Source organism: Streptomyces sp. ME19-01-6, from assembly GCF_033793745.1.
Lineage (GTDB): Bacteria > Actinomycetota > Actinomycetes > Streptomycetales > Streptomycetaceae > Streptomyces.
Genome location: NZ_JARAXF010000001.1, coordinates 397053 through 423055, shown reverse-complemented (window position 1 = coordinate 423055; position 26003 = coordinate 397053). Strand labels below are relative to the sequence as shown.

The following is a 26003-nucleotide window of genomic DNA, read 5'->3' as shown; positions in this document are numbered from 1 at the left end:
ATCCCGATTTACGGACCGGAGTTCAGCGCCAATCCGCGTGCCACCTATGAGCGGCTGCGCGCTATGGGCCCGATCGCCCCGGTGGAGATCGCCCTCGGCGTGTTCGGGATGATTACCACCACCTACCAGGCCGCCCTCTATCTGCTGCGCAACACCCCGGAGAAGTTCGCCAAGGACCCTGTCCACTGGTCGGCGCTGCAGGCCGGGCAGGTGCCCGCCGACAGCCCGGCGCTGCCGATGATGCAGCGCCGCCCCAACGCGCTGTGGATGGACGGACCGGTCCACGCCCGTCTGCGGCAGTCCATCACCGACAGCCTGAACCTGGTCGACACGCACGCCCTGGCCGCCACGGTCACCCGCATCACCGACACCCTCATCGATGCCATCGCCGCCCGCGGGCAGGCCGATCTGGTCTCCGACCTCGCCGGTCAGCTGCCGACACTGGTCCTGATCGAGATGTTCGGCAGCCCGCCCGACCTCGGCCGGCGCATCGTCCTGGCCGTGGCGAAGCTTTTCGACACCGCCCAGGACGCGGTGCAGGCAAACGCCGACCTGGAGGCCGCCTGCCTGGAGCTGACCCGTCTCAAGCGCCACAGCCCCGGCCAGGACGTCACCTCCTGGCTGCTGGCACACCCCGCCGCGCTGAGTGACCCGGAAATGGTTCAGCAGATCCTCCTCATCTTCGGCGCTGCCAGTCAGCCATGCACCGATCTGATCTGCAACGCCTTGCTGTTGATGATCAACGATGACCGGTTCGCCGGGAACGTGTACGACGGCGTGCAGCCCGTCGGTGACGCTCTCGACGACGTGCTGTGGCAAGACCCACCAGTCGCCAACTACTGCCCGCTCTACCCCCGCAACCCCGGCACGTACGAGAACATCCCGCTCCAACCCGGTGTGCCGATCCTGGTGAGCTTCGCCGCAGCCAACAGCGACCCCCAGCTCACCGCCTACGCCGACCGGCGCGCGGGCAACGCAGCCCACCTCGCCTTCAGCGCGGGAGTGCATGGCTGTGCGGCCCCTGATCTGGCCCGGCTCATCTGCGAGACCGCGGTCGAGCGCGTTCTGGACCGGCTCCCTGACCTCACCCTCGCCTGCCCGCAGGATCAGCTCACCCGCCGACCCGGCACCTTCATGTCCGGCTGGGCCGCCCTCCCCGTCCTATTTCCACCCGCCACCGCCACTCCTGGAGGCCACTCATGGACACCCGTCACACCGCCCCCGCCTCCGGCTGCCCCTTCCGCCTCGACCCCACCGGCAGCGCCCTCCACACCGAATCCGACCATCTCCGCGCCCTAGGCCCCGCCACCCCGGTAGAGCTGCCCGGCCACGTGACCGCCTGGTCCATCACCGATCCGTATCTGGCCATACGGCTCCTCACCGACCCGCGCATCTCCAAGGACGCACACCGCCACTGGCCAGCCTTCATCCGCGGCGACATCCCCCCGGACTGGCCGCTGCAGATCTGGGTCTACGTCCGCAACGCCCTGACCGCCTACGGGCCCGAACACACCCGGCTGCGCCGCCTGCTGCGCCCCGCGTTCACCCCTCGCCGTATCAACGCTCTCGCCCCGAAGATCGAACAGATCACCACCGGCCTCCTCGACGATCTGGACACCAGCGCCCCCGGCGAAGTGATCGATCTGCGAGCGCGCTTCGCGTGGATGCTGCCGCTCCTGGTCGCCAATACCCTCCTGGGCGTCCCGGACGACATGCACGACGCCTTCCGCGACAGGATCGGCTTCATCTTCGCCACCCACCTGTCCGAGGAACAGGCCACCGCGAACAACACCGAGCTGTACCAACTCCTCGTCGACCTCGTCGCCACCAAGCGCACCGCGCTGAAGGACGACGTCACCAGTGCCCTCATCCAGGCACACGATGACGAGACCAGATCCAAACTCACCGAGCAGGAACTCCTCGACAGCCTCCTGCTGCTGATCGGAGCCGGCCACGAGACCACCGTCAATCTCCTCGACCACGGCATCGTCAACCTCCTCACCCACCCCGCCACACTCGCGCTGCTCCGAGGCGGCCACGCCTCATGGCCCGACATGGTCGAGGAAACCCTCCGGCACCAGGCACCGGTCGCCAACATCATCATGCGATTCCCGACCGAAGACATCCACGACCCCGGCACGGGCCTGACGCTGCTCCGAGGCGAGCCGATCCTCATCAACTACGCCGCCATCGGCCGCGACCCCGATCGCCACGGCGAGACGGCCGACCAATTCGACGTCACCCGGCCCACCCGCCGCGAACACCTCGCCTTCGGCCACGGGGCGCACTACTGCCTCGGGGCCGAACTCGCCCGCCTCGAAGCCCGCATCGCGCTCCGCGCCCTGTTCGACCGCTTCCCCCACCTGACCCTTGCCGTCCAGCCAAGCGAGCTACGCCCGCTCGAATCCTTCATCTCCAACGGCCACCAGACCCTCCCCGTGGTGCTACGCCCGAAGACCAATCAGGGGTTCCTGACCACAACTTAGGGCTCAGCCCGGCGGGCGCAGCACCCAATCCGCCACATCCATCAGCAGGCCCCTCATTGCCGTACCCCCCAGCCGAGACAGGCGTGTTCAGCACCGCCCTTGTCTCCTCGCAGCGCCGGACGTCCCCAGCCGGCCTTCCCGGAAAGTGACATGCTGACCACAAAATCCCAGGTGATCGCGGCGGCGCTGCGCCAACAGCTCACAGACGGCGAGCTGCCCCCGGAGGCGCTGTCCCAAAGCGGTCTTCTCGCGCGGCGCTTCAATGTCAGCCCGCCTGTGGTGCGTGCCGCCGTGAAGATCCTGACGGAGGACGGAGTGGTAGCCCAGACTCCGTCGGGCTACAAGATCGTGCCCAACCGCTCTGCCACCTGTACGACCCCGGCTGTAGACCGCGTCCAGCAACACATCCTCGAGAACATAGCCACAGGGCAGTACAAACCTGGTGACCTGGTGCCTACAGGGGCAGCACTTGCGCAGCGTCTCGGCGTGTCCACCAGCACGGCAGCCAATGCGCTGAGCCGCCTCAAAGACATCGGGGTGCTCCACGGCGGCCCGGGAAAGGCAGGAACACGCGTCGCGATCCCCGGACAGAAACGACCACCGACCACCGCTGAGCGCGTCAAACAGCTCGTCGCCATCCTCCAGAAGCAGATCGCAGACGGTACGTATCCGCCCGGCACACTACTGCCTGCCAACCGGACGCTCACCGCCGCACACCGGGTCCCCGAGCATGTGGTGTTCAAGGCCATCAAGATCCTCGTCGCCGAAGGACTCGTGGAATCCCTTGGCTCAATCGGCAAGATCGTCCGAGACCCGAAGAAGGCCGGCGAACGACAACTGCTGAGCAAGCCTGAGCAGCTCATTGCCGCGCTCCGCCGCGACATCCTCAACGGCACCCTGAACCCCGGGGACCCTTTACCGAGCACTCCAGAACTCGCCCGCCGCTATGGCATGAGTCAGACCTCCGCTAGCAAGACGCTGCCGAAACTTCTGTCCGAAAAGATCATCCAACGGGCCCGCCCGGGCAACACCACGACCACCATCCCGTCCGCCAGGCAGACGTCACCGCAGGGAAGGTTCTGGATTACCTCCCCGGACACCTGGCGCCAACCACCCACATCCGCATCGGCCACCCAGGAGTCATCCGATCCTGGGGCCGCTCGCGGCGGCACTCTCCGGCAGCCCCCCACTCACGCCTGACCACACCACCCAACCCGTAAATCCCCCACCATGCTTCACCAGCCTGTCACCGGACACCGTCAAGGAACCGATTCCATGCCTCAGGACACCGCATACATTGCCCCGGCCAGCCGCAGAGTAGGCGGCCTGGCGCTGATCACCGATGAGGCCAACAGAGTGCTGCTCGTCCGGCCCACCTACAACATGAAGGACGACGGCACCAGGGAGGACCGCTTCTATCAGCTTCCCGGCGGGAGCGCACAGCGCGGCGAGACGGACTGGGACGCCTGTCAACGGGAGGTGTGGGAGGAAACGGGGCTCTCGATCACCCCTGGCGCCCTGCTGGTCAAGGACTACATGCCCGTCACCCCCACGGCCGCTGAGGGCTACAACTTCGTCTATGACTGCGGGAAACTCACCGCCCGACAGATCGCGGAAATCAGGCTCCCCGAAGCCGCTCCCGGCGAGCAACCAGAGCTGGACGCCTTCATCCTCCTCGCACCCGAGGACCTCGCCCACCACACCGAGCCCTACCAGCAGCGCCGCATCGAAGCCGCCATGGCCGCCCGCATCGCGCGCATAACGGCGAACCTTTACGCCGGGACCCCGATCCGCAGCGCCGCATAGCCCCAACCCGCTTCCCGCTTCCCCAGCACGGTCAACCTAGAGGCCCAACATGCCCGATCTGTACCCCTTGGCGCGTCGAAACATCATGCTCGTCCGCGTCTCCTGGCACCTGGGAGCTGCGACCGGCGTTGACCGGGCCGTCACGACGCTGGCCTTTGCCCTTGCCCACGCCGGGCATCGTGTCGTCATCGCCACCGCCGCCGAACAGCCCGACGGTGTCGGGCCTCCGGGTGTACTCGTCGAGCAACTCGATCTGCCCATCACCCTGCCCTGCACACCGCAGATCCTGCGCAACGCCCTCGTCACCAGCAGCCACAAGATCCTGAACAGCCTGTGCGACTTGGTCGTTCGGCATCAAAGCGACACCGTGGTGTGCGTGGGCGCGTTGTGGGGGCTGGGCCGCCTGCATACCGATCTGCCGGACGGCGTCCAGCGTGCGCTGATGGTGTCCACGCTCCAGCAGGAACAGGAACTGGACATGCCGTCGGCCCTGGCCTACGCGGACACCATCATCACCTCCTGCGATGCCATCCGGCAGCAGGCCACGACCGTGGCCTGGCCCACCCGCAGGTGGCGCGTGGTCCCGACTCCTCCACTGCATGGCCCCGGCTGCGGACCCTCCGCCGCCCCCGTGGCGCGACAGGCCGAGGGGCCGGTGCGGGTGCTGGCTCCGGCTGGCCCGGATGTGGGTGTCATCGAACTGATTGCAGCCGCCAGAGCGTGGCATCGCACAGTGGAGATCGCTCTGGATCATCCCGGGGGCGACGTACGCGGTACGGGGGTATTGCGGCAGCAGTGCCAGATGCTCGCTGCCAAGGCCCCGAACATCACACTGCAGCCGACGCCTGGCTGGGGAGAGGTATCCGGCTGGCTGGCCGACGCCTCCGCAGTGATCATCCCGTGCCGTCGGCCCCCCAGCAGCCTGACCGCCCTGGAAGCCCTCAGCCAGGGCACACCCGTCATCGCCTACAACACCGGCATCCTGGCCGAACTGCTCCAGCCCCTCCAGCATGGTCCCCGCCGCCTGCTCGCCGACGTCATGCACGGGCCGAACGCCCTGCTCTTCCTCACCGACAGGCTGCTCGCCGACCAGGCTTCCTACCGCACAACCTGCCAGGCCGCCTTCCGCCACGCCCAGGACTTTCAGCCTGCCCGCATCGCGGACCTGTTTTGCTCCGCCGTGCCCGTGAACAACACCAGCTCGATGAACCGCCCCGCCCCATCGCGGATGGATTGATCGATGAACGACCGGATCACTGTCCAGGTGCGCGCTGACGATCCCGTCTCGGAGGCCGGGGTGGCCGGTTTGCTGCGTCCCTTCCCGGAGATACGCCTGCTGCACGACGACCCCGGCGCCGCCGTGACCGTGGTGACCACCGACGCCGTCGACCCAGCAGGCCACCAGTTGCTGCGAACTGTGCAGCAGAGCAAGCCGTCGCGGATAGTCCTACTGGTGCCCCGCCTTCAGGACCACCAGGTGGGGCTGGCCGCCGAATGCGGGATCGCCGGGATCATGTGGCGGGCTGGCGCCACTGCGCCTCGGCTGATGCAGGTAATCCAGGCCGTGGCCAGGGGAGATGGTCACATCCCGCCCGACCTTCAAGAACGGCTGCTCCGCCTGGTTGGCCGACTGTACGGAGGGCAGCACGGACCAGGCAACGCTCGTATGGCCGAACGGGAAATCGCGATCCTCAGGTTGGTCTCAGAGGGATGCGATACCTCGGATATCGCTCACAAGCTGGGCTATTCGGAGCGCACGATCAAAAATGTTCTGCACGACGTGATGAACCGTTACCAGCTGTCCAACCGGGCCCACGCCGTGGCTTACGCCCTGCGCAACGGTTTGATCTGACCCGCCGTCCCACGGTTGGCGCGGGCCCGGCAACGCACCGTCCGCTGCTCGCCCCTCTGCATCGCCACCCCCACCATGAAGACAGGAGACGTCTTGGCTCACGCGAGCTTGTGCACCGACCATCCGGGCTGGACCGAGACCGAGTCCGGCCGCTGGCAGCGGCTCCTGTCCAACGAACGGGGCGCTACCTGGGTGGCTTCCTGGAACGGGCAAGCCCTCGACTTCATGCCCCTGGCTGGAGACGGAAGCCTTCCAGACCTCACCTATACCCATTGCCATCGGCTTCCCCTGGCCGCGCCCCGTCAGCTCACCGGCGCGCTGTCCATCCTGGGAACGATCGTGCGGGTCACGAACCCTTCGCTGTGGGACGCCTTGTGCGTCGCGATCCTGCAGCAGCGGCAGGTCCATCCCGGCACCGGCCGCGACCTCTACCGCCGCTGGTGCACCCTTTACGGGCCCACCCGTGAAGGACCGCACGGACCGCTCCGTCTCCCTCCGACTCCGCAGACCCTGCTCGACCTCCCACACGGCGCCTTCGACAAGGCCAAGACGGCCTTTTTCCGTGCGTCGCTGCGGTCCGCCGCCGCGGCCTACCAGGCCCACGGCCACGCCTGGAGACAGCTCACCGGCACCGAGCTGGTCACCGCGCTGACAAGCATCAACCGGGTCGGCCCCTCGACCGCAGCCGCAGCCGCAGCCGACTACCTGGGCGATTTCACCCTCTATCCCCACCACGACCTCACCGTGCGCACCTTCGCCCACCGCGCGGCTCCCGACGCAGACCTTCCCGTCGAGGAAGAGCCCTTCGCCCGCCAGTGGACGGCCTGGGCCGCCACCCCCGGCCAACTGCGCACCCTGACGCTGGCCACCCTCGCCTTCGGCAACCACGTCCCCGCCTCCACCACCCTGGCCACATGACGAACACGCCCCCGCCCACACGCAGCGAACTCCGGGCTGACGACGAGCCCTGCACACGCGGTCACCTCAGCGAGGACGACGCCTTTCGCGCCGTGCGGTTCTGGGTCATCGACTTCGAGGGCACCACACCACGAGGCCATCGTCCTGAACCGATCGAAGTCGCTGCCCTGGCCGTCCAGCACCGGCCCGGCGTGGGCCCACTACCTACCGGATTTACCTTCTGCTCGTTCATCCAGCCGCCCGGACACGCCCCGCTCACCCCCATGGACACTGCCCAGACCGGCATCCGTCCTCAAGACCTCGCGGACGCCTCACCCGCACCCCTCGTGCTCGCCGAGCTCGAGTCGCAGGTGCCCGAGGGACCTGTGCTGCTGGTCGCCCACCATGCCCCCGTCGAGGCCGGGTTCCTGTATGCCTACCGCGACGCCTGCCCCCGGCTGGCCCGCACCTCCTTGATCGACACTGTGCTCCTGGCCCGCACGGTCCACCCCACTTTGGACTCATACCGGCTGGACGCGCTCATCAGCCACCTCAAACTCCCGCGCCCCGCCCGGCGGCACCGGGCCATGGACGACGTGGAGATCACCGCCCGCGTCTTCCGACAGCTCCTCGGCAACGCCGCGCGCTGCGGACTGCTCACGTCCCTGGCCGACCTGACCCGCATCGCCGGCCGATGCCCGAAAGCCTCCGCGCCCCACCAGCCCGGCCTCTTCTAGTCCCCTGCCTCGCCTTCTGGAGCAGCACTTCATGCCCGAAACCGCCCACGCTCCCTCACCGCCCCTAGTCCACGCCGCCGTACCCGCACCACCGGGCGGCCCGCGTGCGGCGCCGAGGCTGCGGTGGCACGGCGGCCAAGACGTCCCTGACAGCCTGCCGATCGCACGCAGTCAGGCATGGCTGTTCGTGCCCGACGGGCGGATCGTCGTGCTCACTGACGCCAGGGGCACACGGTTCTGGCTTCCCAACGGCCCGCACCCAGATGACGACACTCCTGCCGCCATGGCCGGTGCCGCCAGCCAGCAGGCACAGCTGGACACCAAGGCTCCCCACTACCTCGGGTATCTCGAATACGTCCAGGAAGAAACCAAGCAGGACGAGACCGGAACGAACGTGGAGTATCGGATCTGCGCCGCTGTCAGCCTGGCCGCGGTCATCAGCAACGTCCAGCCCAGTGCTCCAGTTTCCGGTAGCCGTCAGATGTTCAGGCGTCTGTGTGTCGCCCCGCACCAGGCCGTCGCCCTCCTCGGGCTGGGCCCGGCAGGCCACGATCAAGCCCGCACGGCGCTCACCGCCACCAACGCGTTGTGGGACGTGCCCACCATCGCTCCGTCCGCGATCGATGAACTGCCAGCCGAGGGGGGCATCCTGTGACATGGCGCCGCCGATCCGCCACGCCTCCCGCCGAAGGCACTCCGGAGTCCGAACTTCTGCTGTTCGGCGGGCCTCTTCGGTACGACCAGGGCTGGAACGCACACGACGACCAGGTCCTCCAACTCGGTCTGCGGGCGGTGGTGCGGCGGCTGCCACACCTGCTCGCCGTGACCGTGCGCCTGGCCTGGCAAGCCGACAAGCGCGCCCTTCAAACAGTGGCTGTCGCCGAGATCGGCCGCGGTATCGCACAGGCAATCGGCCTGGTCGCGGTCAACCACGTCCTGGCCGCCCTGCTGGCCGACGGCACCATGGCCGGCCGCCTCCGTGACGCCGGCCCCGCGCTCTGGACGGTCACCGTGACCGCGCTTATCGGCGCGCTGCTGACCGCAGCCTCCACCGCCCACACCGGACGCCTGGAGCCAAAGGTCGAGCGCCTGGCCACCGAGCGGTACCTGGACGGCGCCGCCCAGGTCGAGATGGCGGCCGTGGAGGACGATGAATTCCACCGGCTACTCGACAGCGCCCAGCACGGTGCCGGCGCCTCGCGCCGCATGCTCAAATACTGCACCTCCGTCGTCAACGCGCTGCTCTCACTCATCGCCGCAGCCTCCGTCCTGACCGTGCTGCATCCGCTGCTGCTGCCCCTGCTGGTCACCATGACACTGCCCAGGGCCTGGGCCACCTTGGCCATCGCCCGGCGCCACTACGCCTCCTGGCACACCTGGGCACAGCACACCAGGGCCGGACACCTACTGGGCCGGCTGCTGATCTCCACCGACGCAGCAGCCGAGATTCGCGTCCACGGCGTCGGCCCCTTCCTTCTCACCCACTACCGGTCCATGGCCTCGACCGCCGTGAAAGAGCAGACGCGCCTTGCCCGCCTCGCCGCCCGCACCGGACTGGTCGCCGCCTCTCTCACCGGAATCGCCACGGCAGCCGTCTACCTCACTCTGGGCGGCCTGCTGTGGACCGGCGCGATGTCCCTGTCCGTCGCCGGGACGGCGGTGCTCGCCATCCGCACCGGATCGGCCAGCCTGGACAACGTGGTCGTGCAGATCAACTATCTCAACGGGGAGGCTATGTTCGTCGGCGACCTCGAGCGCCTGTCCCTCGAGACCATCCGCCGGGCCATTCCCGCAGGCGGCCTGCCATTGCCTAAACAACCCACCGAGATCCGCTTCGAAGACGTCACCTTCACCTATCCCGGGACGGACAGCGAACCGTCCCTTGAGCGGGTCAGCCTGACCATCCCGACGGGGAAGATCGTCGCCCTGGTCGGCGAGAACGGCTCCGGGAAGAGCACCCTGATCAAACTCCTGTGCGGCCTCTACACCCCCGACACCGGCCACATCCGGTGGGACGACATCGACACCGCTCACGCCGACCGGCACCAGCTGTTCTCCCGCGTCGCCGTCGTCGGTCAGGACTTCTACCGCTGGCCCTTCACCGCCAAAGTCAACATCGCCATCGGTCGATCCGACGCACCCGTCACCGACGAGCAACTCGACGTGGCCACCGCGTACGCCGATGCAAAGGCGGTCATCGAGGGCCTTCCACGCGGCTGGGACACCCTCCTCGCCCGGGGCTACCGCGGTGGCCACCAGCTCAGCGGCGGCCAGTGGCAACGTCTGAGTATCGCCCGAGCCCGCTACCGCGATGCAGATATCCTCATTGTCGACGAACCCACCGCCGCCCTCGACGCCCGCGCCGAGCAGCAGGTCTTCGACCAGATCCAGCAACTGGCCGCCCAAGGCCAGACCATCGTTCTCATCACACACCGCCTCGCGTCCGTCCGCCACGCCGACGTCATCCACGTCCTCAAGGGCGGCCGCCTCGCCGAGACGGGAGACTTCGACTCCCTCATGCACGATGAGACCAAACCAGGGATCTTTCGGAGCCTCTACCGTCTCCAAGCTCGTCAGTACCAGTCTGACAAACCAACGATCCCCTCCCAGTCCGCAGGCAAGCAGACCCGCAATCCCGATGCCCTCAGCAACGGCAACCCCCGATAACCGCATCGTCCGCCAGGAGACTCGGGGTTTCCAGCTCGGTCAGCCCAGGGCAGCCAGCGGTAGCCGGGGAGCATCTCGCTACGCGGTCAGACCACTGCAGCAGCACCCGCCAGACCCTGCGGAGGAGACAAATACGGCATGAAAAGATTCATCCCTCGGTTCCGGGGCGAGCCGTGGCCGAAGGCCACGCGCGTCCTGCAGGTCTACGGCCTGCCGGACCTCGCCCGGCATCCGGCCCTCCAGACGCTGGTCGACGGCTGCCACGCCGTCATGAAGGACTGGCCGGCCCTCCCCGTCCCCCTGCACATCACGCTGGAGATGATCACCGACGCGCGCGCCCAGGACATCAGCGACAGCGAGCGCAAGGAGCTGGTCAGCTCCTTGCACGAACACCTGGCTGACGCCACCCCGTGGACGGGACTTGCCGGACCTCCGATCGCCAACAAGGCCGGAGCCCTTCTCGACCTCCATCCTGACCCGGGCCTGGAAGACCTCCACCGACGCATCCGCGCGGCCGTACACGCGCTACGCGGCCCGCAATCCACCGAGTACGACGTACTGCCCGCTCACCTCAGCATCGGATACGCCCACTCCAGGGCGGACTCCGACACCGTGCAAAGTGCCCTGCGCCGAGTCCGGCCCAGCCACGCCGCCCTCACCATCGACACCGTCGACCTCGTCGAAGTCCACTTCGACCAGGTACCAGTCGCAGAGGACGCACACCGAACCGCCTACGCAATCCACTGGAACTCGATCGCCACCATCACGCTGGGAGACCGCCATGCCTGAGACCCCGACCAACTACAGCCCCGAACCCCAGACTCCCAGCCCTGGCGAACCTGACAGCTGGTTCCGCTTCGGTACGTACAACCTGCTGGATCTGGAGATGCCGCGCACCCCGGCTCAATGGGCCAGGTACGAGCTCATCGTGACGGTCATCACCGAGATCTACCGGGGGCGAGCCGGAGCCCTCGCGGTGCAGGAGATCATCGGCGACACCCGGGCAGAGGCAGGCCGGGTGCTGCGCATGCTGGCCGACGACACCGGCCTGCAATGCAACGCCGTGCCCGCACGACGCTCCAAGCCGGTGGCCGCACTCGCGTCCAGCCAGCCCCGCGGGCGAGGCTCGCTCCGCTACCACGTGGGCATGCTCTGGACACCTGAAATACAGCCCGTACCAGGCGGGATGCGCGCCTACGACGGGGGCCCCGACTTCTGGCACGCCATGCTCACCCTGCGCCTCGACGCCGGCGGCCCCGTCCCTGTCAAATGGGCCGCCTACCACGCTGACCCCTTCCGCCCGCGCAAGAGATTCCACGAAGCCCATCGCGTGCTGTCCGCCTTCCAGGACGAACGCGTGCCCGGAGCGGTCGGGGCCGACTGGAACAACATCTCCGCGGACAGGCGCCCCAACGGCCGCTACTACGACGAAGACCCATACACACACCAGCACCACCGCAAATTGCGGTACCAGATCAAATGGAACCCGGATGACCCGGACGCGAAGACAGCCGACCGGGACTCGACCGAGTTCCTGCGCCGTGAACCCGGTGGCCTGCACGATATCGCCGCGGTCGTGGACGTGCCGTGGACGCCATCGTGCGGCCACTGGGTCGACGAACACAACCGCACCGACGACTTCGGCCTCCGTCGGATCGACACCATCCGTGCCACCGCGGAACTCGCCTGTGTCGCCCGCGCCCACACCACCCACCACAGCCCACACAGCGAAAAAGCGTCCGACCACCTCCCCGTCAGCAGCGACTTCGCTCTCGCCGAGATCGAAATAGCCGCGTGAAGCGGTTCCTGACACCCGCCCGCCTGTGGGGCACCCCGGGCGGGCCGGACGAAGATTGGATCAGGCCCCACGTCCTGTGGCTTCCCCAACACCTGCCACAGGTCCTCGCCTATTTTCACCAACTTCGCCAGATCGTCGATGCCTACCCCGATGTCGTGACACCTGTCGCTGACGAGAACCTCCACTGCACCATCCAGTCGATCAAGAACCAAGCCGCTGACGGGCAGAGCAGCAGCCCCGAGCACCTCAAGACTGCCAGTCGCGCGATCCAGCACCATCTGGCCGATCTTGAGCCTTTCGATATCGAGATCGGTCCCGCCTCGCTCAGCGGTTCCGCCGCCACCGCCGCCATCTGGCCCGAGGACGGTCCCGCAGAACTCAACAAGAGGGTCCGAACAGGACTGCTGGAAGCCGGCCTCGTACTGCCGCCGCCCGAAGAACACTTCTGGCCACACATCTCAGTCGGCTACGGCAACCAGGACTGCCACACACCCCGGCTCGCCACGCGCGCGGACGAGCTCGCTTCCGCCCTAGTCACAGGTATCCGTCCTGGCATCCGTACCACAGCAAACATCCGTTCCGTATGGCTGGTCTGGGAGCGCCAGGACGTTCCGAACAACACCTACACGTTCACGCCCGTCCACGAACTTCACCTCGGGTAGAAGGCATGAACCGCACACCAACGCACCGCTGAGCGAACACCATCCGAACCAACGGCTTACGTCGCCATACGAGCAATCCTGACGTCCTGAACCTGTGCTTCCACCCTTTGGGTTCACTTGGTCGTTCCTCACCGGTACGTCGGAGTCGGCAAGAACCGTAAGGAGATCCGTGAACCTGGGCGCGGCTCTCAGGGCCAGACCAGACAGTCAGTCCTTCGACGCGAGCCCAGGCAGCCGACTTCTGCTGGCCCCGGGCCGAGGAGCCAGAGGCGCTCGACGAGTTGGCGTCGCAGCTGATCCGAGGTGCCGAGACATGCTGCGGCAGATGCTCGCCAGGCTGTGAGGGCGGGCTTGCGCAGTGGCGCCCCAATGTGATGAGAGAGATGATTGCGGAAGTGGTTCAGATTCCATTCGGCCATAGCATGCGGCTGAGAGGTGGGCCGTTACTGTCCTAGAAGAAACCAGCACGCTCCTAAGCTCCATCAGCCGCATGTCCAGTGACTTCTTGGAGCTCGCCGCTGGCGGTGGATAGCTATGCGTAGTAGAAGAGGCAAATTTTCCCGCGCGCCCCATTCCCTACTTCCTGTTCCCAGGGTTTGGGCCTGGCTAATATCTTGCCTACTTATGGCTGGGCTCGTAAGTGCGGCTTTGTGGTGGCTAGTGAATAAAGAACATGGGGCCTGGGTTCCAATACTCTCGTCGGTATTCATGGTTTTGTTTCTCTACCCGTGCTGGCGGGCGACGCGTTCATGGCTCGCATACAAACCCGGAACAGTGGACGTGCTTAGCCTCCAAGACGCCACACCGAAGGGCACAAACCCTCCTGTTGAGGACCTCACCTCCCGTCTACGGGCCCAGTTGTCTGAAAGCAGCATGTACGCTCCTGTTACCGTACCGGCCGAGGCGCCACCAACTAGTTTTCTGGACCTGCTCGGTGATATCCAAATCGAGAAGATCGGAACTGCCTTGCCGCGTCTGCTTAGCAAGCTACGGCCGAAACTCGCATACCGCGTAGGCGGGGTACTTCAAGTACGGGACCACGAGACAGAACGATTCGGCATAACCGTGACTGTCACCGCTTATGTCCTCGCGGGCGCACACGTCACAACTCTTTGGGGAAGAGACTGGGAGCAAGTACTCTGCCGGGCCGCCCGGTGGGTAGTGGCCACCCTGGTTCCGGTGACACGAGCCGGAAAACAGCCACCTTGGCGTCACTGGTGGGGTCGGTGCATGCCATATGAGCTGCTTGCCGCCTATCAAGATGCTAAGTCCGCAAGTAGCAGACAATGCTTCGACCAGGCTTTGTGGCACTATTACCACGCACTGGAATATGATCCACAGAACCCATATTTGCGTGCCGAAGTAGCGGGCGTCCAGGAAAAACTGGGATTGCGACTGGATGCACTCGACACCTGCCAACAGGCGCTAACTCTCGACGGGCAGACCTCAGAGACGTACAACAAACGCCTCTGGACTCAATGGACCCATCACGCCCTCCGTTACCTTTTCAAACCTCGCTGCTATCGCGACACGTTCGGGCTGCGTCACCGAAATGCAGCAATTCTGGGTACATCCGAGTTGACTGTGGCTCAATGGTTCAGGAATGACGGATATTACCGAAAGAATGAACGGCAGCGAATACGCGAAAGATTGCGCCCCACCCTTGTAGACCGGTACTGGCCCGCCGCTATTGATTTCGCATTGCGCGACAGGGGAAATGGGGCAGCGCCACGCAATAAGGACACAATCAGAGAAAAGTCGAGAGAGTGGCTAGGGGATCATCTGACCCTGGACGAAAATGACCAGGAAGCCAGTGAGGCAAAGAAGCGCCTGATCCGAGTGGTTTTTCAGCGAGCTTGCAGCCAAGAGCTATTTCGGCTTGCCCGGGACGACCAATTCGCTCGATTTTCCAGCTTTTCCGGACTGGAATGGATTGGACGCCTCGCTCGCTTGTTGTGTCCCCTTGCTTCTCCTGAGCGTGTCCATCTAAGACGCTCGGCCACGCGGTCTGCGCTCCGGATCAGTCAGAATACCTGGGCGCCGCTCCGTCTATCCTGGGCCTGCGCACTTGCCGAAAAGGCTCATGTAATGCAAAATCTACGTCATCCTCAGGGCGTTCGCAAACCACGTGAGTGGCGCGGACGCGCCTACGACCGAAAAGGGAAGATCTCGTGGGATATGAGTGCACAAAAGCTCCATGGCGAAGTAGAAAAATGTCTCAAATGGCGACCTTGGCGATTTCCGTGGCTTGCTCACGAATGGCAAGATCATTACAACGCGGCATGCGCCTATGCAGTATTGATGCACAGGGGTGATGAGGTAAATGCCCCTTCGGAAAATGAGGATCTGACCAAGCTTGCGATGCGCGAACTGGAGAAGGCGGTCAAGTATTCAGAGAGCGGCTTCATAACTGTCGAACGAGCGTGGATGACTGTCGAGGATCCAGATCTCGCGATACTTCGAAGTCAACCCCGTTTTATGGACTTCCAGCATACTGCCTACCCTCGCTCTGCACCCTCTGGCCCTTATCTCCAAAATTTCCTCGTACCCCTAATGCAAGAATACGAGAAGCGGCTACTTCGAAGTGTTGCAAAGGAAATGGAGAGCGTCTGGCGTCAGCGAGGCGGGAGCCTTACAGAAGACATTCACAAAATATCGGAATGGCTTCAGGGTGAGCATGAAACGTGGGTGCGCCTAGAACGAGTCATTGCTGACCACGGGCGTCACTGGCCAGATCGTATCCAGCTCATTCAGACTGTACAAGAGAACGCCACCATTACCTCGATGTCCATGGAGTTTCCTCCACCAATGTTTCAGATCGATGCTCTTGTAGGTGGCGCGCCCGGGAATGCTGTCGACAAACTAATGGACACTCTGGACAAGGATGTTACTGGACAGCAAGCCATATCCCCAATCGAAGCAAGCCACGAATGGTATAAGGCGTTGAGTGATGCCGATGCCATCGGCATGACAACAATCTATGGGAAAGACTTCCGCTCTCTCTGTTCTCATTTCGCTGCGACTTGGCTCAGGTTCGGTAACTGCATCGAATCTCTGACTGATGAGGGGTCGGTCCGTGAGGCCCTGAAGGACGAGGAGTCTTTCCGTAAAGCCTTGAGGAGCGTTCCATTGCCTGAACGACGTCCTTGGAGGAATTCGGACCAGATTACTCTCTTGGTGCCTTCTGAATGAGCAATTGCTGATCCTTCTGCCATGAGCGGCTGGTAGATACGTGCTCGACAGCCAACGACGCATGCCCGACTCGTCCGTACCATGTCACCGCCGCGTCCTCGGCGACTTCGCGCCAGATTAGCCGCCATGTCAGGAGTGCCGCGCTCTGCCGTGAGGTTGGGGCGCTCAGGGATCCCCTCAGCAGCACACCGCGTACGGTGGTGATGACTTCGAGGACGGGGTACTCCACACCGATCCGGGTCCCCTGGTGATCAGTGGCTACCTCGCCGCTCGTCGGGCTGATGATCTGCGCAAAGCGGCCCATCATGTGGGCAGATTGCGCTCGCTCACACATCACTCTTCGCGTCGCCTTGCAAAGTGCAGAGAAGCACCCGGCACCACCGCAACAGGCCGTAACCGTAGCTCTGGCAGGTCGCCGTACTTGCATCGCCGAGTATCCGGTCCCACAGGTAGACGCTGACCGGCTCGATTTCACGTCCGGCGGCGTCCAAGACCAGCCACGGCAGCGACGGCGTCGTGCCCGCGACCACAGCCCCGACCTAGGGGCAGTCGTATCCGCCCGTCAATCAGATCTCGATGAGGCGAAGGAGTCTTATGCACGACCGCATGATCAGCATTCACGGCCCCCGGGTTGAGCGGGCCCCCGAGTTGGTGCAGTTAACAGACCGGGCGTTGCTCTTCGCATTCGTCGTCGGGCGCTTGTCGGTGCTCGGCGCCGCTATCGCCTCACGATACGTCGGGTGTGTAGGTCTGGTTCACCGGCGCGCGGGCTCAGGTCTTCCCCAAGGTTATGGGGAACCGGCGGCCACGCGGGACGACAGCGTGCAAGGTGCGGGCATGAACCTGAGCTGGGCCGACTGGGGCACGGCCCCGCGTGGATCAGCGCCGTTTGCAGCAGCATCGAGATCGCTCCCGCCTACATCATCCTGTGCGACCGGCACGACAAGCACCGGGCCGAAGATGATCCGCCGGATCGGCATCAAGAGTCTCAAGCCCGGCTACACCGGACAGTTCAAGGACAAGACACCCCCCCTGGCGCCATCGCCACCGTTCTCTCCTCGGGCGCGAGCGCCGAGGGTAGTGCGAGGTCCGCCACCGCCCGCCCGCCGAGGCCCTGGCGCGCCACGGACGGCACATCCGTGCTGAGGGCCGGTCAGCCCTGCTCATACTCCTCGCTGACCAGTTCGTCGCACAGCTCCGTCAGGGCCCACGCCTGTTTCCGGAGGGACTCGACAATCTTCTCCAGCCGTTTCTCGCGCTTTGCGCCGGCAGCAGTGCCGTCCCGGTCGACGACAATCTCGCCGATGAAGTGCGAGAGGTGGTCCAGGACCGGGGCGGTCAGGCGGAGCTGGCTGATCGGATCGAGGTCCGGCGTGGCCACCGGGCCGTTCCTCGTCGGGTAGCCGTCGGGCCGCCGCTCAGTGGTCCGGGTCTGGGCCAGCCGCAGGGATGCGGCCACCAGCCGGGCCATCTGGACGCTCTGCGGTGGCACTACAGGGGTACCGGCGTCGGCCGGGCCCGGCGGGGCGTCGCCGGGGAAGCCCACAACGCCTACCCCGAGCAGTTTGAGGATCTGCTCGGTACACCGCTCGGGCCGGGCGATGCCCCGGTCGTCCAGCGGCAGCACCTCGAATGTGTCGCGCTCGAACGCGCTCATCGTGTACGGGGTGAAGTGCCGCACCACCGTTACCGGCGGGCCGAACTCCCGCACACAGGCTCGCACCAGGCTCTCCGCCGCGTTGATCAGCCCGGCGCCCAGTTCCAGATCCGTGGCGATCGCCAGGTGCCCGCCGTCCTTGGTCGGCCACACCCGCAGCCGGACGTGCGTGCGGTGGCCGCCGATGTCGGGGAAGTGCCAGGCGTGGTCGTCACGGATCGGCGACAGCCGTGTCGGAGCAGGCAGTTCGGGCACCAGCGGTCCTCTCCTCGTACGCAACGCGGACGCCGATCACGCTAACCAGCAGCGCGGACACCCATGTCCGAACGCCGGATTTCGGCCGGATCACTGCCTGCCGGCCGCCCGTAATGGCGCGCTCCTGGCACGATGACAGTCATGCAACCGGTGCCGATTCCCTGCTCTGCCGAGCACATCCCCAATGCCACGGGCCGTGACGCCTTCGACGCCGCCTACCAAGCGGCCAAGACGGCGAACGCCGTGTACGTCGGCATCGAGCGCCGCGGCCAGCGGTGGACGGTCAAGGCCGATACGCTCACCGCTCTGCAGCACACCGTCGGCGACGCCACGCACGACGCCATCCGGGCCGCCGCCATCCGCCTGGCCCGTAGCGGCGAGATCCGCCCCGACTCCGGCCCAGGTCCGGTGCACTACACGCTGTATGGCGTGGCGAGTGAGGAGAGAGCCCGAGAGCTCGCCGCTGCGCTGCACGCCGCCCTGTACGGAGACCTCCAGCCGCTGCTACGCAGCGTTCCGGCACCCTGACGCTGAAAAACCCGACATGGTGTTGAGAGACCAGAGCTGCCCCGGTGGCTAGGAGGAACGCCACCGGGGCAGACGACCAGCGTCGTACGGCCGCGCATCGTGCTCAGCGGCGCTTTCGGCAACCTTGTCTTGATCACTGCCGTGCCTGTCAGCGCTGGCAGGCATACTGCCCGCGCAGTGGACGAAACCATGGGGGAACCCGTGCAGGAGCAAGGGCCCGAGTCCAGGCGCGGCCGAGCGTGAAGCGAGGCGGAGGATGCTCGGCTTGTCGACGGTGTGCGGGAAGGGCTCGATCTGCCGGCGCTCGCTGCACGGCGTGGCCGTTCGATGCGTGGGATCCGCGCACGCCTGGCTCTGTTGGTTCCGCAGACCGACCTGGTCGGCGAGGAGGCCCTTCAGTGGCTGAAAGCACAATTCCCTGGACCCAGCCTATTCGTGGCAAAGCATGCTGGACGAACGCCGCCGTCGCGACCGGCGCGAGCGCCGAGAACATGACCAGCGCATCCCCGCCGCCGACGGGTTAGCGGATGCGGCCAGGGCCGACGAAGTGCTGGCTGAATGGGAACAGGTGACCGGTCATGTCCCTGCGTCTTGAACGCCGTGAAGTCTTCCTCGCGCGACAGGTGGTGCACGACCTAGCGGCTGTGGCCGCGGCCGTGCGGCAATCCGCCGCCCGCCGCCTGTGACACAACGGTGAACGGCTTCGTGGCCGACGACGCCCGGGCGGTGCTGGTGTCGCGACGGCCGGAGGCATGCGAAGAGACCGCGGCACAGCTGCGAGCGTCGGGCGAGGCTAGTCCCCCAAGGCGAGCCCGCTCAGGTACCGCCCCAGGGTCTGGGCGAGCTGCTCCGCCTCTGCGGTCTGCTGCTCGACCGGCTCGGGGACATGGGCCAGATCCCAGTAGTCCAGGTCGGCTGGCTGCTCGCGCTCAGAAGCCCACAGCTGCTCGACCTCTTCGGCGCTCTCGCGAAGGGCAGCGAAGACGCTGGCACAGGCGTCAAAGACCATGCCGAGTGGCGTGATGAAGCCGCCGTGGTCGCACGGGAGGTGGCCATTGGAGATGGCGTGGAGGGTGGAAGCCAGGGCGATCAGGCGGTGGGCCCGCTGCAGCCAAGTGGGGTGATCAGGTTTGGCGGGAGTAGGAGGGTAGTCGTAGGCCGGCGCGATGTTGAGACCGACCCGTGCGGCGGCGGCCAGTTCGGTGGGACCGGCTTGCCAGCGGCCTTCCCGCCGCGCCTGACCGGCTTTTTCGATGGTGCTGTGGGCGAAGCGGACCGCGGTGGGCCAGTCCCCGCGCCCCCAGCCGGGAGTTGCCCGCAACTCGCGCACCCGGTATCCGAGACACCGCTGCGGCCTGATGGAGTGGGGCGTGGCGAGGTCCACGGCGGAGTGCTCGAGCAGGATCGCTTCAAGGCGGCTCTCCCAGCCGGCAGCCGTCCTCGGCGGTAGCGGCGCAGCAGGCGCGGGCAGCGAATCGCGAAACAGGTCAGCCGCTCCGGACGGGGTGCAGTACCGCACTCCATCAGCCGTGATCACTGAGTCCACCAGGGCATCGTGCTCCCAAGCCGTACGCCACAGCACCAGCGCCAGCAGCGTGCGATCAGCGGCCCACTCGCCTTCGGCCTCGGGCTGCTGCACCACGTGGTTGATCATGGTCTGCGCGTCGAGTCCAAGGTCGTGCTCGAGTCGCCACTCGTACAACAGCGACGCCTGCTTCACCGCACGGGCCCAGGAGCCGCAGCTGTACATGCTGACGTGCCGACCCTCCCAAGCTGCTTCGTTCATACGGGCACCGTATCGCCGTTCGCTCTTTCAACGAGGGCGGCGGCGAGCGGCCACGGCTTCGGTCAACTGGAATGCCGCGAAGGCGGCTGTCCTGCGGCACGGGCTGCTCATGGCAGAACGCCCGTCGACCTCCGACACCCAACGAAGCCACCCAACCGTGCGCTCGGGTGCACCCTAGGATCGCGGGATGGACAGCGAGCAGGTGGTGCGTCAGTGGGAGGCGGCCCAGGCCAAGGCCAAGGAGTTTCGCGGACTCTCCTGGAACGAACGCGATTGTCTCGGGCTGATTTACTACCTGATCTGTGCGAATGATCAATCAGAAGCGAGCGACGTCTCACTGCGGGCAGTGCGGTACCGGCTGTGCGACCTGCAACAACTTCGACAGGACTTGTCAGAGCTCCTTCCCGGGCCAAGAACCAACGAGTCGTGGTCTGTGCAGAAGGGACTTGCCGACCTCGCGCGCACACGGTTGTCCGAAGTCGAAGAGGATTACGGTGACTTCACTGGTCCGCCGCCCGTGGCGGGAACGATCTGGAGGCTCTGGAACTCCCTGCAAGCCCCCCACGGCGAACTTCTGGAAGATTCCCTTCCCGCGGAGATGGTTCATGAAGGCGTCTACGGACGCTATCGACCGACCGGCACGACCGTGTTCGAGCATGCAGCGCGTCGACTCGCCTGGCACATCGACATGCTCCTGTTGCCCGCCAGCGGCGCCCCGCGACTGGGATCGCGTCTTGAGGTCACCGGCGGCGCGCACACGGGGCGAACCGGCAACGTAAACGCCGTGACGTGGGGCACTGACGACGAGGAGCGCATCTGCACCGAGACGCCCGTGTCTTTTCAAGTCAGGTTCGACGACGATACGGGCCTGCTCGCCGACGTCCCGTCCGCTGACGTGGAGACGCTGCCCACCTGGGACAACCAGTTCGTGATCGTCTACGCGGGAGAGCGATTCCCCAGCGAGTGGCGTGCTGCGGTGTTGCTCACCGCCTCCGGCTCCACGACCACGTGGCATGACGAGGCGGTGCAACGGCTACAGCAAGGCTGGAGAGACGCTGGACGCCTCGTGGTCCTCATCCCCGAACTTCGCGATGGCACGCCACTGTCCATTGAGCAGACCCAGTGGGTCGAGAAGGCGGTCACCTGGGCTGACGAGATCCTGACCATGGCGCCAGCGCAGACCGATCCGCCGGTCGTGCTCACTCCTTCTGCCCCTGCCAATGCTCGGGATCAGGACGGACGCGTGATCGTCATCAATCCAGAGGCAAACGCGGCCGTCGGGACCACCGCAGCCGGGGCGCAGCTCCAGGGGATCTCAGCCGTTCCTACGGTTGCCGCGGCGGTCGGCGCGGCCTTGACGCGCATCGGGATCGGGCACGCCCGTACCGGTGGGCAGCGGGAGGTGCCGCTGCTGGTGGCCGATTCTCCCGCGTTCTACGAGTGGTCAAGGGATCTACGAGCGGCAGGGAAGTCCTTGGTCGGCGCTCGGGTCGAGTGGGCCCATGGTGAGGACACCCGAGGCCGGGCTATGTGGTGGGCGTTGCGCCCACGGATCCGGCACGCCGATCAGAAGATCACGGAGGAATTCGTCGTCGCCCATACCAGTCTCGTCAGCATCGTTGCATACTTCCCCCAGAACCCGTGGACGGATACGGAAGTCATCCTCGTTCCCACTGGCACCAACCATTCCGCCAGGACGGGGCTTAGCTACCAGACCAAGCAACGATCTCTGCGGCTGCCGACCGCTGTCAGCGCCACGATTGACAACGACAGGGCCCGCAGTCGGGCGGCATTGTCCAGCGAACTCGGTGTACCCGTCGACACCGACCGCCTGCGCTCGTTCGATGCCCGCAGCGATACCTCACTCCTGGAAACCTCGCACGGCCTTGCACATATGGAGCTCACCGAGGAAGAGATCGACGAAGCCCGCACGCGAGCGAGGACAGGTCCAGCCGGAAGTCCAGAAGTGCACCGGGTGGCGGACTTGCTGGCCGATCCCGTATGCGACTGGGCCACCCTGGGCCTGATCACCCGTGCGGTTCTGCCTACCTGGCCTCCCCGGTCCGGCGACTTCACCCCCGACCGACACGAGTGACACCGTCATCTTGGCGGCCGGTACTGATGTCGGCAAAAGCGCCGTCCACGGGGCGGCGGCCGTCAGTATTCCGTGTCCCCTGTCAATGCAGCCGTCATGGTGGACTCCACCGCCCACAAGTAGGACCAGGCCGGCTGCAACTCGTCCCACAGAGCGCGCGGAGCGTGTTCCTCCTCCCAGTGGGCTGCCTGCCAATACCGAAGGTTGGCCTCGCCTTCCTCGGGAGAAATATTTAGTCGCTTGGCCTCGTAGGCGATTTCGTCGGCGGTCAGCGCGGGCAAGATGGCGTCGCGCCAGTTCGCCAGCAGCCGCTCCGCGTGTGGCAGCAGCGGCTGGGCTCCGCGGACGTAATGCTCGACCAACTCGATCATGGGCGAGCCATCAAGCCGGTACTTCCACGCTGGCAGCAGTTCGTCCCGCACCTTCTCGACGGACCGGGCCAGCACGGCGAGGTGCTCCGTGTGCAGACGGTCCGACTGTTTCAGCCCTCTCGGGAAGTCAGGCTGTGGCTCCTCCTCGATCGTCTTGAGGTGTCGGAAGAAGGCGTTGCCGAGCTCGGTTTCCTCGGCGGTGGGCAGCCACTGCAGGCGGTTCAGCGATCGCGCGATCTCGCTCAGCCGGTCCGGCGTCGTGCTCATGATGGACACAGTAACCGCGCCTCGCGAGGCCGCCGCCCGGCAGGACAGGGCCCTCTCGACTGAGGCGCACCATCGCGATCACGCCGGACTGTTATGGCACGTGCTGGCCGACGCCTGCTGCAGTGTCAACGCCTGCTGCACCTCCAGTGAAACCGCTGTCGACCCCGCCCTGACCGTCACCCAGGCCAAGACGGCATCGCGCTACGGCTGCCAGAGCTGAGCCCACGTGAGCAGGGCCGTCGCCCAGGGGCCCTGCTCACGTACGAATACTGCGGCCTTGGAATACGTGTCTGGTACCAGCTATCCGAGCGGAGTTGCATCCGATGCCCCGGTCCCACGCCAAGTAGTCGCGCCGGTCCCGTAGGGCCGACACCGGCCAGTACACCGCCCGCTGCAAGATCCCGTTGGCGATCGCGGGCGGCAGCATCGCACACGCGTTCATAATGCCTGACCTGGGCGGCGGCAGCCGGTATTCACATCAAGGTGCCCTGCTCGTACTGATCGGCCATAGGAGCCAGCTCGCGCACTTCGTCGCCAGTCATCTCTTTCCACCAAGCGGCAAAGATCCGCCGATGGCACCACTGGGCCGGGTCGGACAGGTCCTCGAAGCAGAGCAGGACCAGCCTGTGGTCCTGCTCCGCTTCCGCGATCCCCCGAAGGAGCTCCGCTACCCGCTCGGCACCGAGGCGGTTGAGGTCTGCCCTGTATGCCGCCGTGAACTCCGGAAGTCCTTTGGAAAAGTAGTCTCGGCGCGGCGCCAGCTCCCTCACCGCGTACTTGAGGGAATAGGGGAGCTTGAAGCGGGGAGCGCCCAGCGTGATGCGTACCGCAACGCCTTGCGGAGGTTGGTACGCCTGATAGCGGTTGGTGAACAGGGTTAGCATGCAGCCGTTTCCTTTCATGCTGCCCAGCGATCTGGCCTACCCGTCGGCGCCGCCGTCGGTGGCCCGGATTCCTTCGGTGCTACTCGCTCGGGCCGGAGCAGCCCTGAGCGGCCCCGGGCCCGCACCGAGTGCGCGGGTCCGGCTCGGCATGGCCCGGCCTGACTGGTGACCCAGCCAGACCGGCCAAGGCACCTACTAACAGGGGTACTTGTAGGTCGTGGGAGCCGCCAGGTTCACGACGATGTCGAGGGCAACCCGTTCGCCCCCAATTCCAGCCGCTACCCGGAGGACCCGATTGGTCTCGCTGGAGTACAAGGAGGCCGTAGTCTCCTCGACGTCGACGACCAGCCCTGAAGCCAGTCCCGCTACGAGCTCACTCGCCTCCGCCAGCAGGTATGAGAGATGGCCAACGAGTTGACGGATTCGGTAATCATCCGACTTCAACCCCCAGTCCACATACTCTGACCTGATGTGACCAATTTCCACGGATTCCAGTTCCACCTTTTCCACCATCCCTGACCCTCACCTTAAAGACGCGAACCGGTTTTCGTGCTTTTATCCTAATTGAATTCAGAGACCCAGTAAACATTCCACCGGAATTAATTCCATGGAATTCTGATGGCACGAATTGGGCACCTCGGCACGCCCGAGCTCGCCTCGCCGTGGAAGCCGGACACACAGAGGGCGCGGCCAGGAACCCAGGCCGCGCCCTCTACGCAGAGGAAAGAGGGGAGAGGGAACCCGGGCCATGCCCGGGCCCCACTACCTCACTTCCCCGCTGCAGCCTCCGGCTTCTTAGCCGCATCGACCTTGGGCTCGGGCTTCTTGCGAGCGGGGGCCTTGTCCGCCACGTTCTTGGTCGCAGCCCCGGCCGCCGCACGGGCCCGAGCGCGCGGCGCCGCCGGCTTGGCCGCCGCCTTCTTCACGACCGGCTTCCCTTCACCCTCAGCCTTGGCCGCCGCCACACCCTCAGGCTTCGCCTCCGCCTTCTCCTTGGCCGCTTCCTGCTGGACCTCGGCCACCGTCTTGCTGAACTCTTCCCCCATGGCACGCTGAATGCCCTGGGCCTTGCTGAGCAGGTTGCGGACCAGCTGCACCTGGCTGTAGATCCTGCCGATCAGCTTGATGTGTCGGTTGAGGTCGTCGCCGAGGATGACCGCGAGGTCTTCCGGCTTCTTCTCCGCCAGGTCCTCCAGCAGAGGAAGCAGGACCTCCTCCACCTTCCCCAGCCCGTCCTTGGTCTTGGCCTTGGCCTTCTTGCGCTGCTCCTCCTGCTCGGCGGACGGCGGCTCCTCGTTGGTGAGGGAGGTTTGGTTCTCCATCAGCTTCAAGGCGTTGGCGAAATGCTGCGCCTCGGCCTCCGAGTCGAATTCGCCTCGTACGTACTTCATTGCGGCGACCATCTGGTTGCCGGGGGTGAGCTGAGCGATGTGCCAGGCCAGGTTGTTCTTTATCTGCCCCTTGTCGACCATCTCGGCAACTTCCGGGCGCAGCGTGAGCAGGCCCAGCCGCCACTTGATGTGGGTCTCGGTCTTGCCGAACTGCTTGGCGATCTTCGCCGGGGCCCACCCCGCGGCCCGGAGGTCGGCGTAAGCGCCCGCCTCCTCCATGATGGTCATATCCGCGCGGCCGACGTTCTCGGCAATGCCGAGGACGTACGCCTCCTCCTCGCTGGCGTCCTTGATGATTTTGGCCGGGATGGCCGCCATCTCGGCTGCCTTACAAGCCCGCCACCGGCGCTCGCCCGCGATCAGCATGTAGGGGGCTTCGCCGCCCTCGATCGGGCGGACGACGACCGGCTGGAGGAGGCCGTTCTCTTCGATGCTGCACTTCAACTCGTTGTGCTTAGCTTCGTCGAAGAACTTCCGGGGCTGCTCGGGGTTGGGGGCGATTTGGTCTATACGGAGGTCAGCGAACAATTTCCCGCGCCTTTCACGCTCAAGGGAACCCATTATTTGGGTTTTTCGTTTTGTTCTTACACTTATATCTTAATCGCAAAAACCGCTAATTCAAGTGGGAATTCTTTTTAATTTCGCTGATTCCTTTTTGGATTCGAAAAGCGG

The 26003-nt window shown here is 65.6% G+C and carries 24 protein-coding genes; 17 read left to right on the top strand and 7 right to left on the bottom strand.

Features of this window, described 5'->3' with window-relative positions; genetic code table 11:
- The first annotated feature begins 63 nt into the window (after positions 1 to 63).
- From PV419_RS01905 to PV419_RS01840, 14 genes are all read left to right on the top strand, one after another.
- On the top strand, positions 64 to 1299 hold the full coding sequence (locus PV419_RS01905; protein ID WP_319685843.1) for a cytochrome P450: 1236 nt from the start codon (positions 64 to 66) through the stop codon (positions 1297 to 1299).
- A complete protein-coding gene (locus PV419_RS01900) occupies positions 1200 to 2486 on the top strand; it encodes a cytochrome P450 (RefSeq protein WP_319685842.1) in 1287 nt (428 codons plus the stop codon). The genes PV419_RS01905 and PV419_RS01900 overlap by 100 nt, the downstream gene beginning before the upstream one ends.
- Before the next feature lie 150 nt (positions 2487 to 2636).
- Entirely contained in the window at positions 2637 to 3686 is a 1050-nt protein-coding gene (locus PV419_RS01895; RefSeq protein ID WP_319685841.1) for a GntR family transcriptional regulator, read from the top strand.
- Between the two features lie 75 nt (positions 3687 to 3761).
- A complete protein-coding gene (locus PV419_RS01890; RefSeq protein WP_319685840.1) occupies positions 3762 to 4292 on the top strand; it encodes an NUDIX hydrolase in 531 nt (176 codons plus the stop codon).
- A 49-nt stretch (positions 4293 to 4341) separates the two neighbouring features.
- Positions 4342 to 5529 (top strand): glycosyltransferase, encoded by a 1188-nt coding sequence (locus PV419_RS01885; RefSeq protein ID WP_319685839.1) that lies wholly within the window; start codon positions 4342 to 4344, stop codon positions 5527 to 5529.
- A gap of 3 nt (positions 5530 to 5532) precedes the next feature.
- A complete protein-coding gene (locus PV419_RS01880) occupies positions 5533 to 6144 on the top strand; it encodes a response regulator transcription factor (RefSeq protein WP_319685838.1) in 612 nt (203 codons plus the stop codon).
- A 93-nt stretch (positions 6145 to 6237) separates the two neighbouring features.
- On the top strand, positions 6238 to 7062 hold the full coding sequence (locus tag PV419_RS01875) for a hypothetical protein (protein WP_319685837.1): 825 nt from the start codon (positions 6238 to 6240) through the stop codon (positions 7060 to 7062).
- A complete protein-coding gene (locus PV419_RS01870) occupies positions 7059 to 7778 on the top strand; it encodes a 3'-5' exonuclease (protein ID WP_319685836.1) in 720 nt (239 codons plus the stop codon). Before PV419_RS01875 ends, PV419_RS01870 begins: the two co-directional genes overlap by 4 nt.
- Before the next feature lie 31 nt (positions 7779 to 7809).
- Positions 7810 to 8433 (top strand): hypothetical protein, encoded by a 624-nt coding sequence (locus PV419_RS01865; protein WP_319685835.1) that lies wholly within the window; start codon positions 7810 to 7812, stop codon positions 8431 to 8433.
- A complete protein-coding gene (locus tag PV419_RS01860) occupies positions 8430 to 10445 on the top strand; it encodes an ABC transporter ATP-binding protein (protein WP_319685834.1) in 2016 nt (671 codons plus the stop codon). Before PV419_RS01865 ends, PV419_RS01860 begins: the two co-directional genes overlap by 4 nt.
- Positions 10446 to 10583: 138 nt before the next feature.
- Positions 10584 to 11234: a 2'-5' RNA ligase family protein gene (locus PV419_RS01855; protein ID WP_319685833.1), complete on the top strand. Its 651-nt coding sequence runs from the start codon at positions 10584 to 10586 to the stop codon at positions 11232 to 11234.
- Positions 11227 to 12243 carry a hypothetical protein gene (locus tag PV419_RS01850; protein WP_319685832.1) on the top strand — a complete coding sequence of 339 codons (1017 nt, stop codon included), beginning with the start codon at positions 11227 to 11229 and terminating at the stop codon, positions 12241 to 12243. The genes PV419_RS01855 and PV419_RS01850 overlap by 8 nt, the downstream gene beginning before the upstream one ends.
- Positions 12240 to 12905 (top strand): 2'-5' RNA ligase family protein, encoded by a 666-nt coding sequence (locus PV419_RS01845; protein WP_319685831.1) that lies wholly within the window; start codon positions 12240 to 12242, stop codon positions 12903 to 12905. The genes PV419_RS01850 and PV419_RS01845 overlap by 4 nt, the downstream gene beginning before the upstream one ends.
- 1230 nt (positions 12906 to 14135) lie before the next feature.
- Positions 14136 to 16097, top strand: coding sequence for a hypothetical protein (locus PV419_RS01840; protein ID WP_319685830.1), 1962 nt, complete (start codon positions 14136 to 14138; stop codon positions 16095 to 16097).
- Between the two features lie 326 nt (positions 16098 to 16423).
- On the opposite strand, the gene PV419_RS01835 is transcribed toward PV419_RS01840, so the two are convergent.
- Positions 16424 to 16627, bottom strand: coding sequence for a hypothetical protein (locus PV419_RS01835; RefSeq protein WP_319685829.1), 204 nt, complete (start codon positions 16625 to 16627; stop codon positions 16424 to 16426).
- 623 nt (positions 16628 to 17250) lie between these two features.
- On the bottom strand, positions 17251 to 18009 hold the full coding sequence (locus PV419_RS01830) for a hypothetical protein (protein ID WP_319685828.1): 759 nt from the start codon (positions 18007 to 18009) through the stop codon (positions 17251 to 17253).
- 141 nt (positions 18010 to 18150) lie between these two features.
- Between PV419_RS01830 and PV419_RS01825 the strand changes: the two genes are divergently transcribed.
- On the top strand, positions 18151 to 18537 hold the full coding sequence (locus PV419_RS01825) for a hypothetical protein (protein WP_319685827.1): 387 nt from the start codon (positions 18151 to 18153) through the stop codon (positions 18535 to 18537).
- A gap of 793 nt (positions 18538 to 19330) precedes the next feature.
- Here PV419_RS01825 and PV419_RS01820 read toward each other — a convergent pair.
- Positions 19331 to 20323, bottom strand: coding sequence for a hypothetical protein (locus PV419_RS01820; protein WP_319685826.1), 993 nt, complete (start codon positions 20321 to 20323; stop codon positions 19331 to 19333).
- Between the two features lie 187 nt (positions 20324 to 20510).
- Here PV419_RS01820 and PV419_RS01815 point away from each other — a divergent pair, with 187 nt between their 5' ends.
- On the top strand, positions 20511 to 22418 hold the full coding sequence (locus tag PV419_RS01815; RefSeq protein WP_319685825.1) for a hypothetical protein: 1908 nt from the start codon (positions 20511 to 20513) through the stop codon (positions 22416 to 22418).
- Positions 22419 to 22480: 62 nt separating this feature from the next.
- On the opposite strand, the gene PV419_RS01810 is transcribed toward PV419_RS01815, so the two are convergent.
- Complete coding sequence (locus tag PV419_RS01810; protein ID WP_319685824.1) at positions 22481 to 23056, bottom strand: hypothetical protein; 576 nt, start codon at positions 23054 to 23056, stop codon at positions 22481 to 22483.
- On the opposite strand from PV419_RS01810, the gene PV419_RS01805 reads away from it, so the two are divergent.
- Positions 23055 to 23276 carry a hypothetical protein gene (locus PV419_RS01805; RefSeq protein ID WP_319685823.1) on the top strand — a complete coding sequence of 74 codons (222 nt, stop codon included), beginning with the start codon at positions 23055 to 23057 and terminating at the stop codon, positions 23274 to 23276. The two genes, PV419_RS01810 and PV419_RS01805, sit on opposite strands and share 2 nt — an antisense overlap.
- Positions 23277 to 23529: 253 nt before the next feature.
- On the opposite strand, the gene PV419_RS01800 is transcribed toward PV419_RS01805, so the two are convergent.
- The 3 genes from PV419_RS01800 to PV419_RS01790 form a co-directional block, all read right to left on the bottom strand.
- The gene (locus PV419_RS01800) at positions 23530 to 23940 is read right to left on the bottom strand and encodes a DUF488 family protein (protein ID WP_319685822.1); all 411 of its coding nucleotides are present in this window, start codon (positions 23938 to 23940) and stop codon (positions 23530 to 23532) included.
- Between the two features lie 195 nt (positions 23941 to 24135).
- Positions 24136 to 24453, bottom strand: coding sequence for a hypothetical protein (locus PV419_RS01795; RefSeq protein WP_319685821.1), 318 nt, complete (start codon positions 24451 to 24453; stop codon positions 24136 to 24138).
- 254 nt (positions 24454 to 24707) lie between these two features.
- Positions 24708 to 25859 (bottom strand): ParB/RepB/Spo0J family partition protein, encoded by a 1152-nt coding sequence (locus tag PV419_RS01790; RefSeq protein ID WP_319685820.1) that lies wholly within the window; start codon positions 25857 to 25859, stop codon positions 24708 to 24710.
- Between the last annotated feature and the right edge of the window lie 144 nt (positions 25860 to 26003).

Bases quoted from the DNA above. Each gene is read 5' to 3' on its own strand.
- PV419_RS01885 (WP_319685839.1), top strand. From the start codon at position 4,342: ATGCCCGATCTGTACCCCTTGGCGCGTCGAAACATCATGCTCGTCCGC.
- PV419_RS01870 (WP_319685836.1), top strand. From the start codon at position 7,059: ATGACGAACACGCCCCCGCCCACACGCAGCGAACTCCGGGCTGACGAC.
- PV419_RS01895 (WP_319685841.1), top strand. From the start codon at position 2,637: ATGCTGACCACAAAATCCCAGGTGATCGCGGCGGCGCTGCGCCAACAG.
- PV419_RS01820 (WP_319685826.1), bottom strand. From the start codon at position 20,323: ATGAACGAAGCAGCTTGGGAGGGTCGGCACGTCAGCATGTACAGCTGC.
- PV419_RS01850 (WP_319685832.1), top strand. From the start codon at position 11,227: ATGCCTGAGACCCCGACCAACTACAGCCCCGAACCCCAGACTCCCAGC.
- PV419_RS01805 (WP_319685823.1), top strand. From the start codon at position 23,055: ATGATGGACACAGTAACCGCGCCTCGCGAGGCCGCCGCCCGGCAGGAC.
- PV419_RS01800 (WP_319685822.1), bottom strand. From the start codon at position 23,940: ATGCTAACCCTGTTCACCAACCGCTATCAGGCGTACCAACCTCCGCAA.
- PV419_RS01900 (WP_319685842.1), top strand. From the start codon at position 1,200: ATGGACACCCGTCACACCGCCCCCGCCTCCGGCTGCCCCTTCCGCCTC.
- PV419_RS01815 (WP_319685825.1), top strand. From the start codon at position 20,511: ATGGACAGCGAGCAGGTGGTGCGTCAGTGGGAGGCGGCCCAGGCCAAG.
- PV419_RS01795 (WP_319685821.1), bottom strand. From the start codon at position 24,453: ATGGTGGAAAAGGTGGAACTGGAATCCGTGGAAATTGGTCACATCAGG.
- PV419_RS01825 (WP_319685827.1), top strand. From the start codon at position 18,151: ATGCAACCGGTGCCGATTCCCTGCTCTGCCGAGCACATCCCCAATGCC.
- PV419_RS01890 (WP_319685840.1), top strand. From the start codon at position 3,762: ATGCCTCAGGACACCGCATACATTGCCCCGGCCAGCCGCAGAGTAGGC.
- PV419_RS01840 (WP_319685830.1), top strand. From the start codon at position 14,136: ATGCCATATGAGCTGCTTGCCGCCTATCAAGATGCTAAGTCCGCAAGT.
- PV419_RS01880 (WP_319685838.1), top strand. From the start codon at position 5,533: ATGAACGACCGGATCACTGTCCAGGTGCGCGCTGACGATCCCGTCTCG.
- PV419_RS01865 (WP_319685835.1), top strand. From the start codon at position 7,810: ATGCCCGAAACCGCCCACGCTCCCTCACCGCCCCTAGTCCACGCCGCC.
- PV419_RS01810 (WP_319685824.1), bottom strand. From the start codon at position 23,056: ATGAGCACGACGCCGGACCGGCTGAGCGAGATCGCGCGATCGCTGAAC.
- PV419_RS01905 (WP_319685843.1), top strand. From the start codon at position 64: ATGGGCCCGATCGCCCCGGTGGAGATCGCCCTCGGCGTGTTCGGGATG.
- PV419_RS01855 (WP_319685833.1), top strand. From the start codon at position 10,584: ATGAAAAGATTCATCCCTCGGTTCCGGGGCGAGCCGTGGCCGAAGGCC.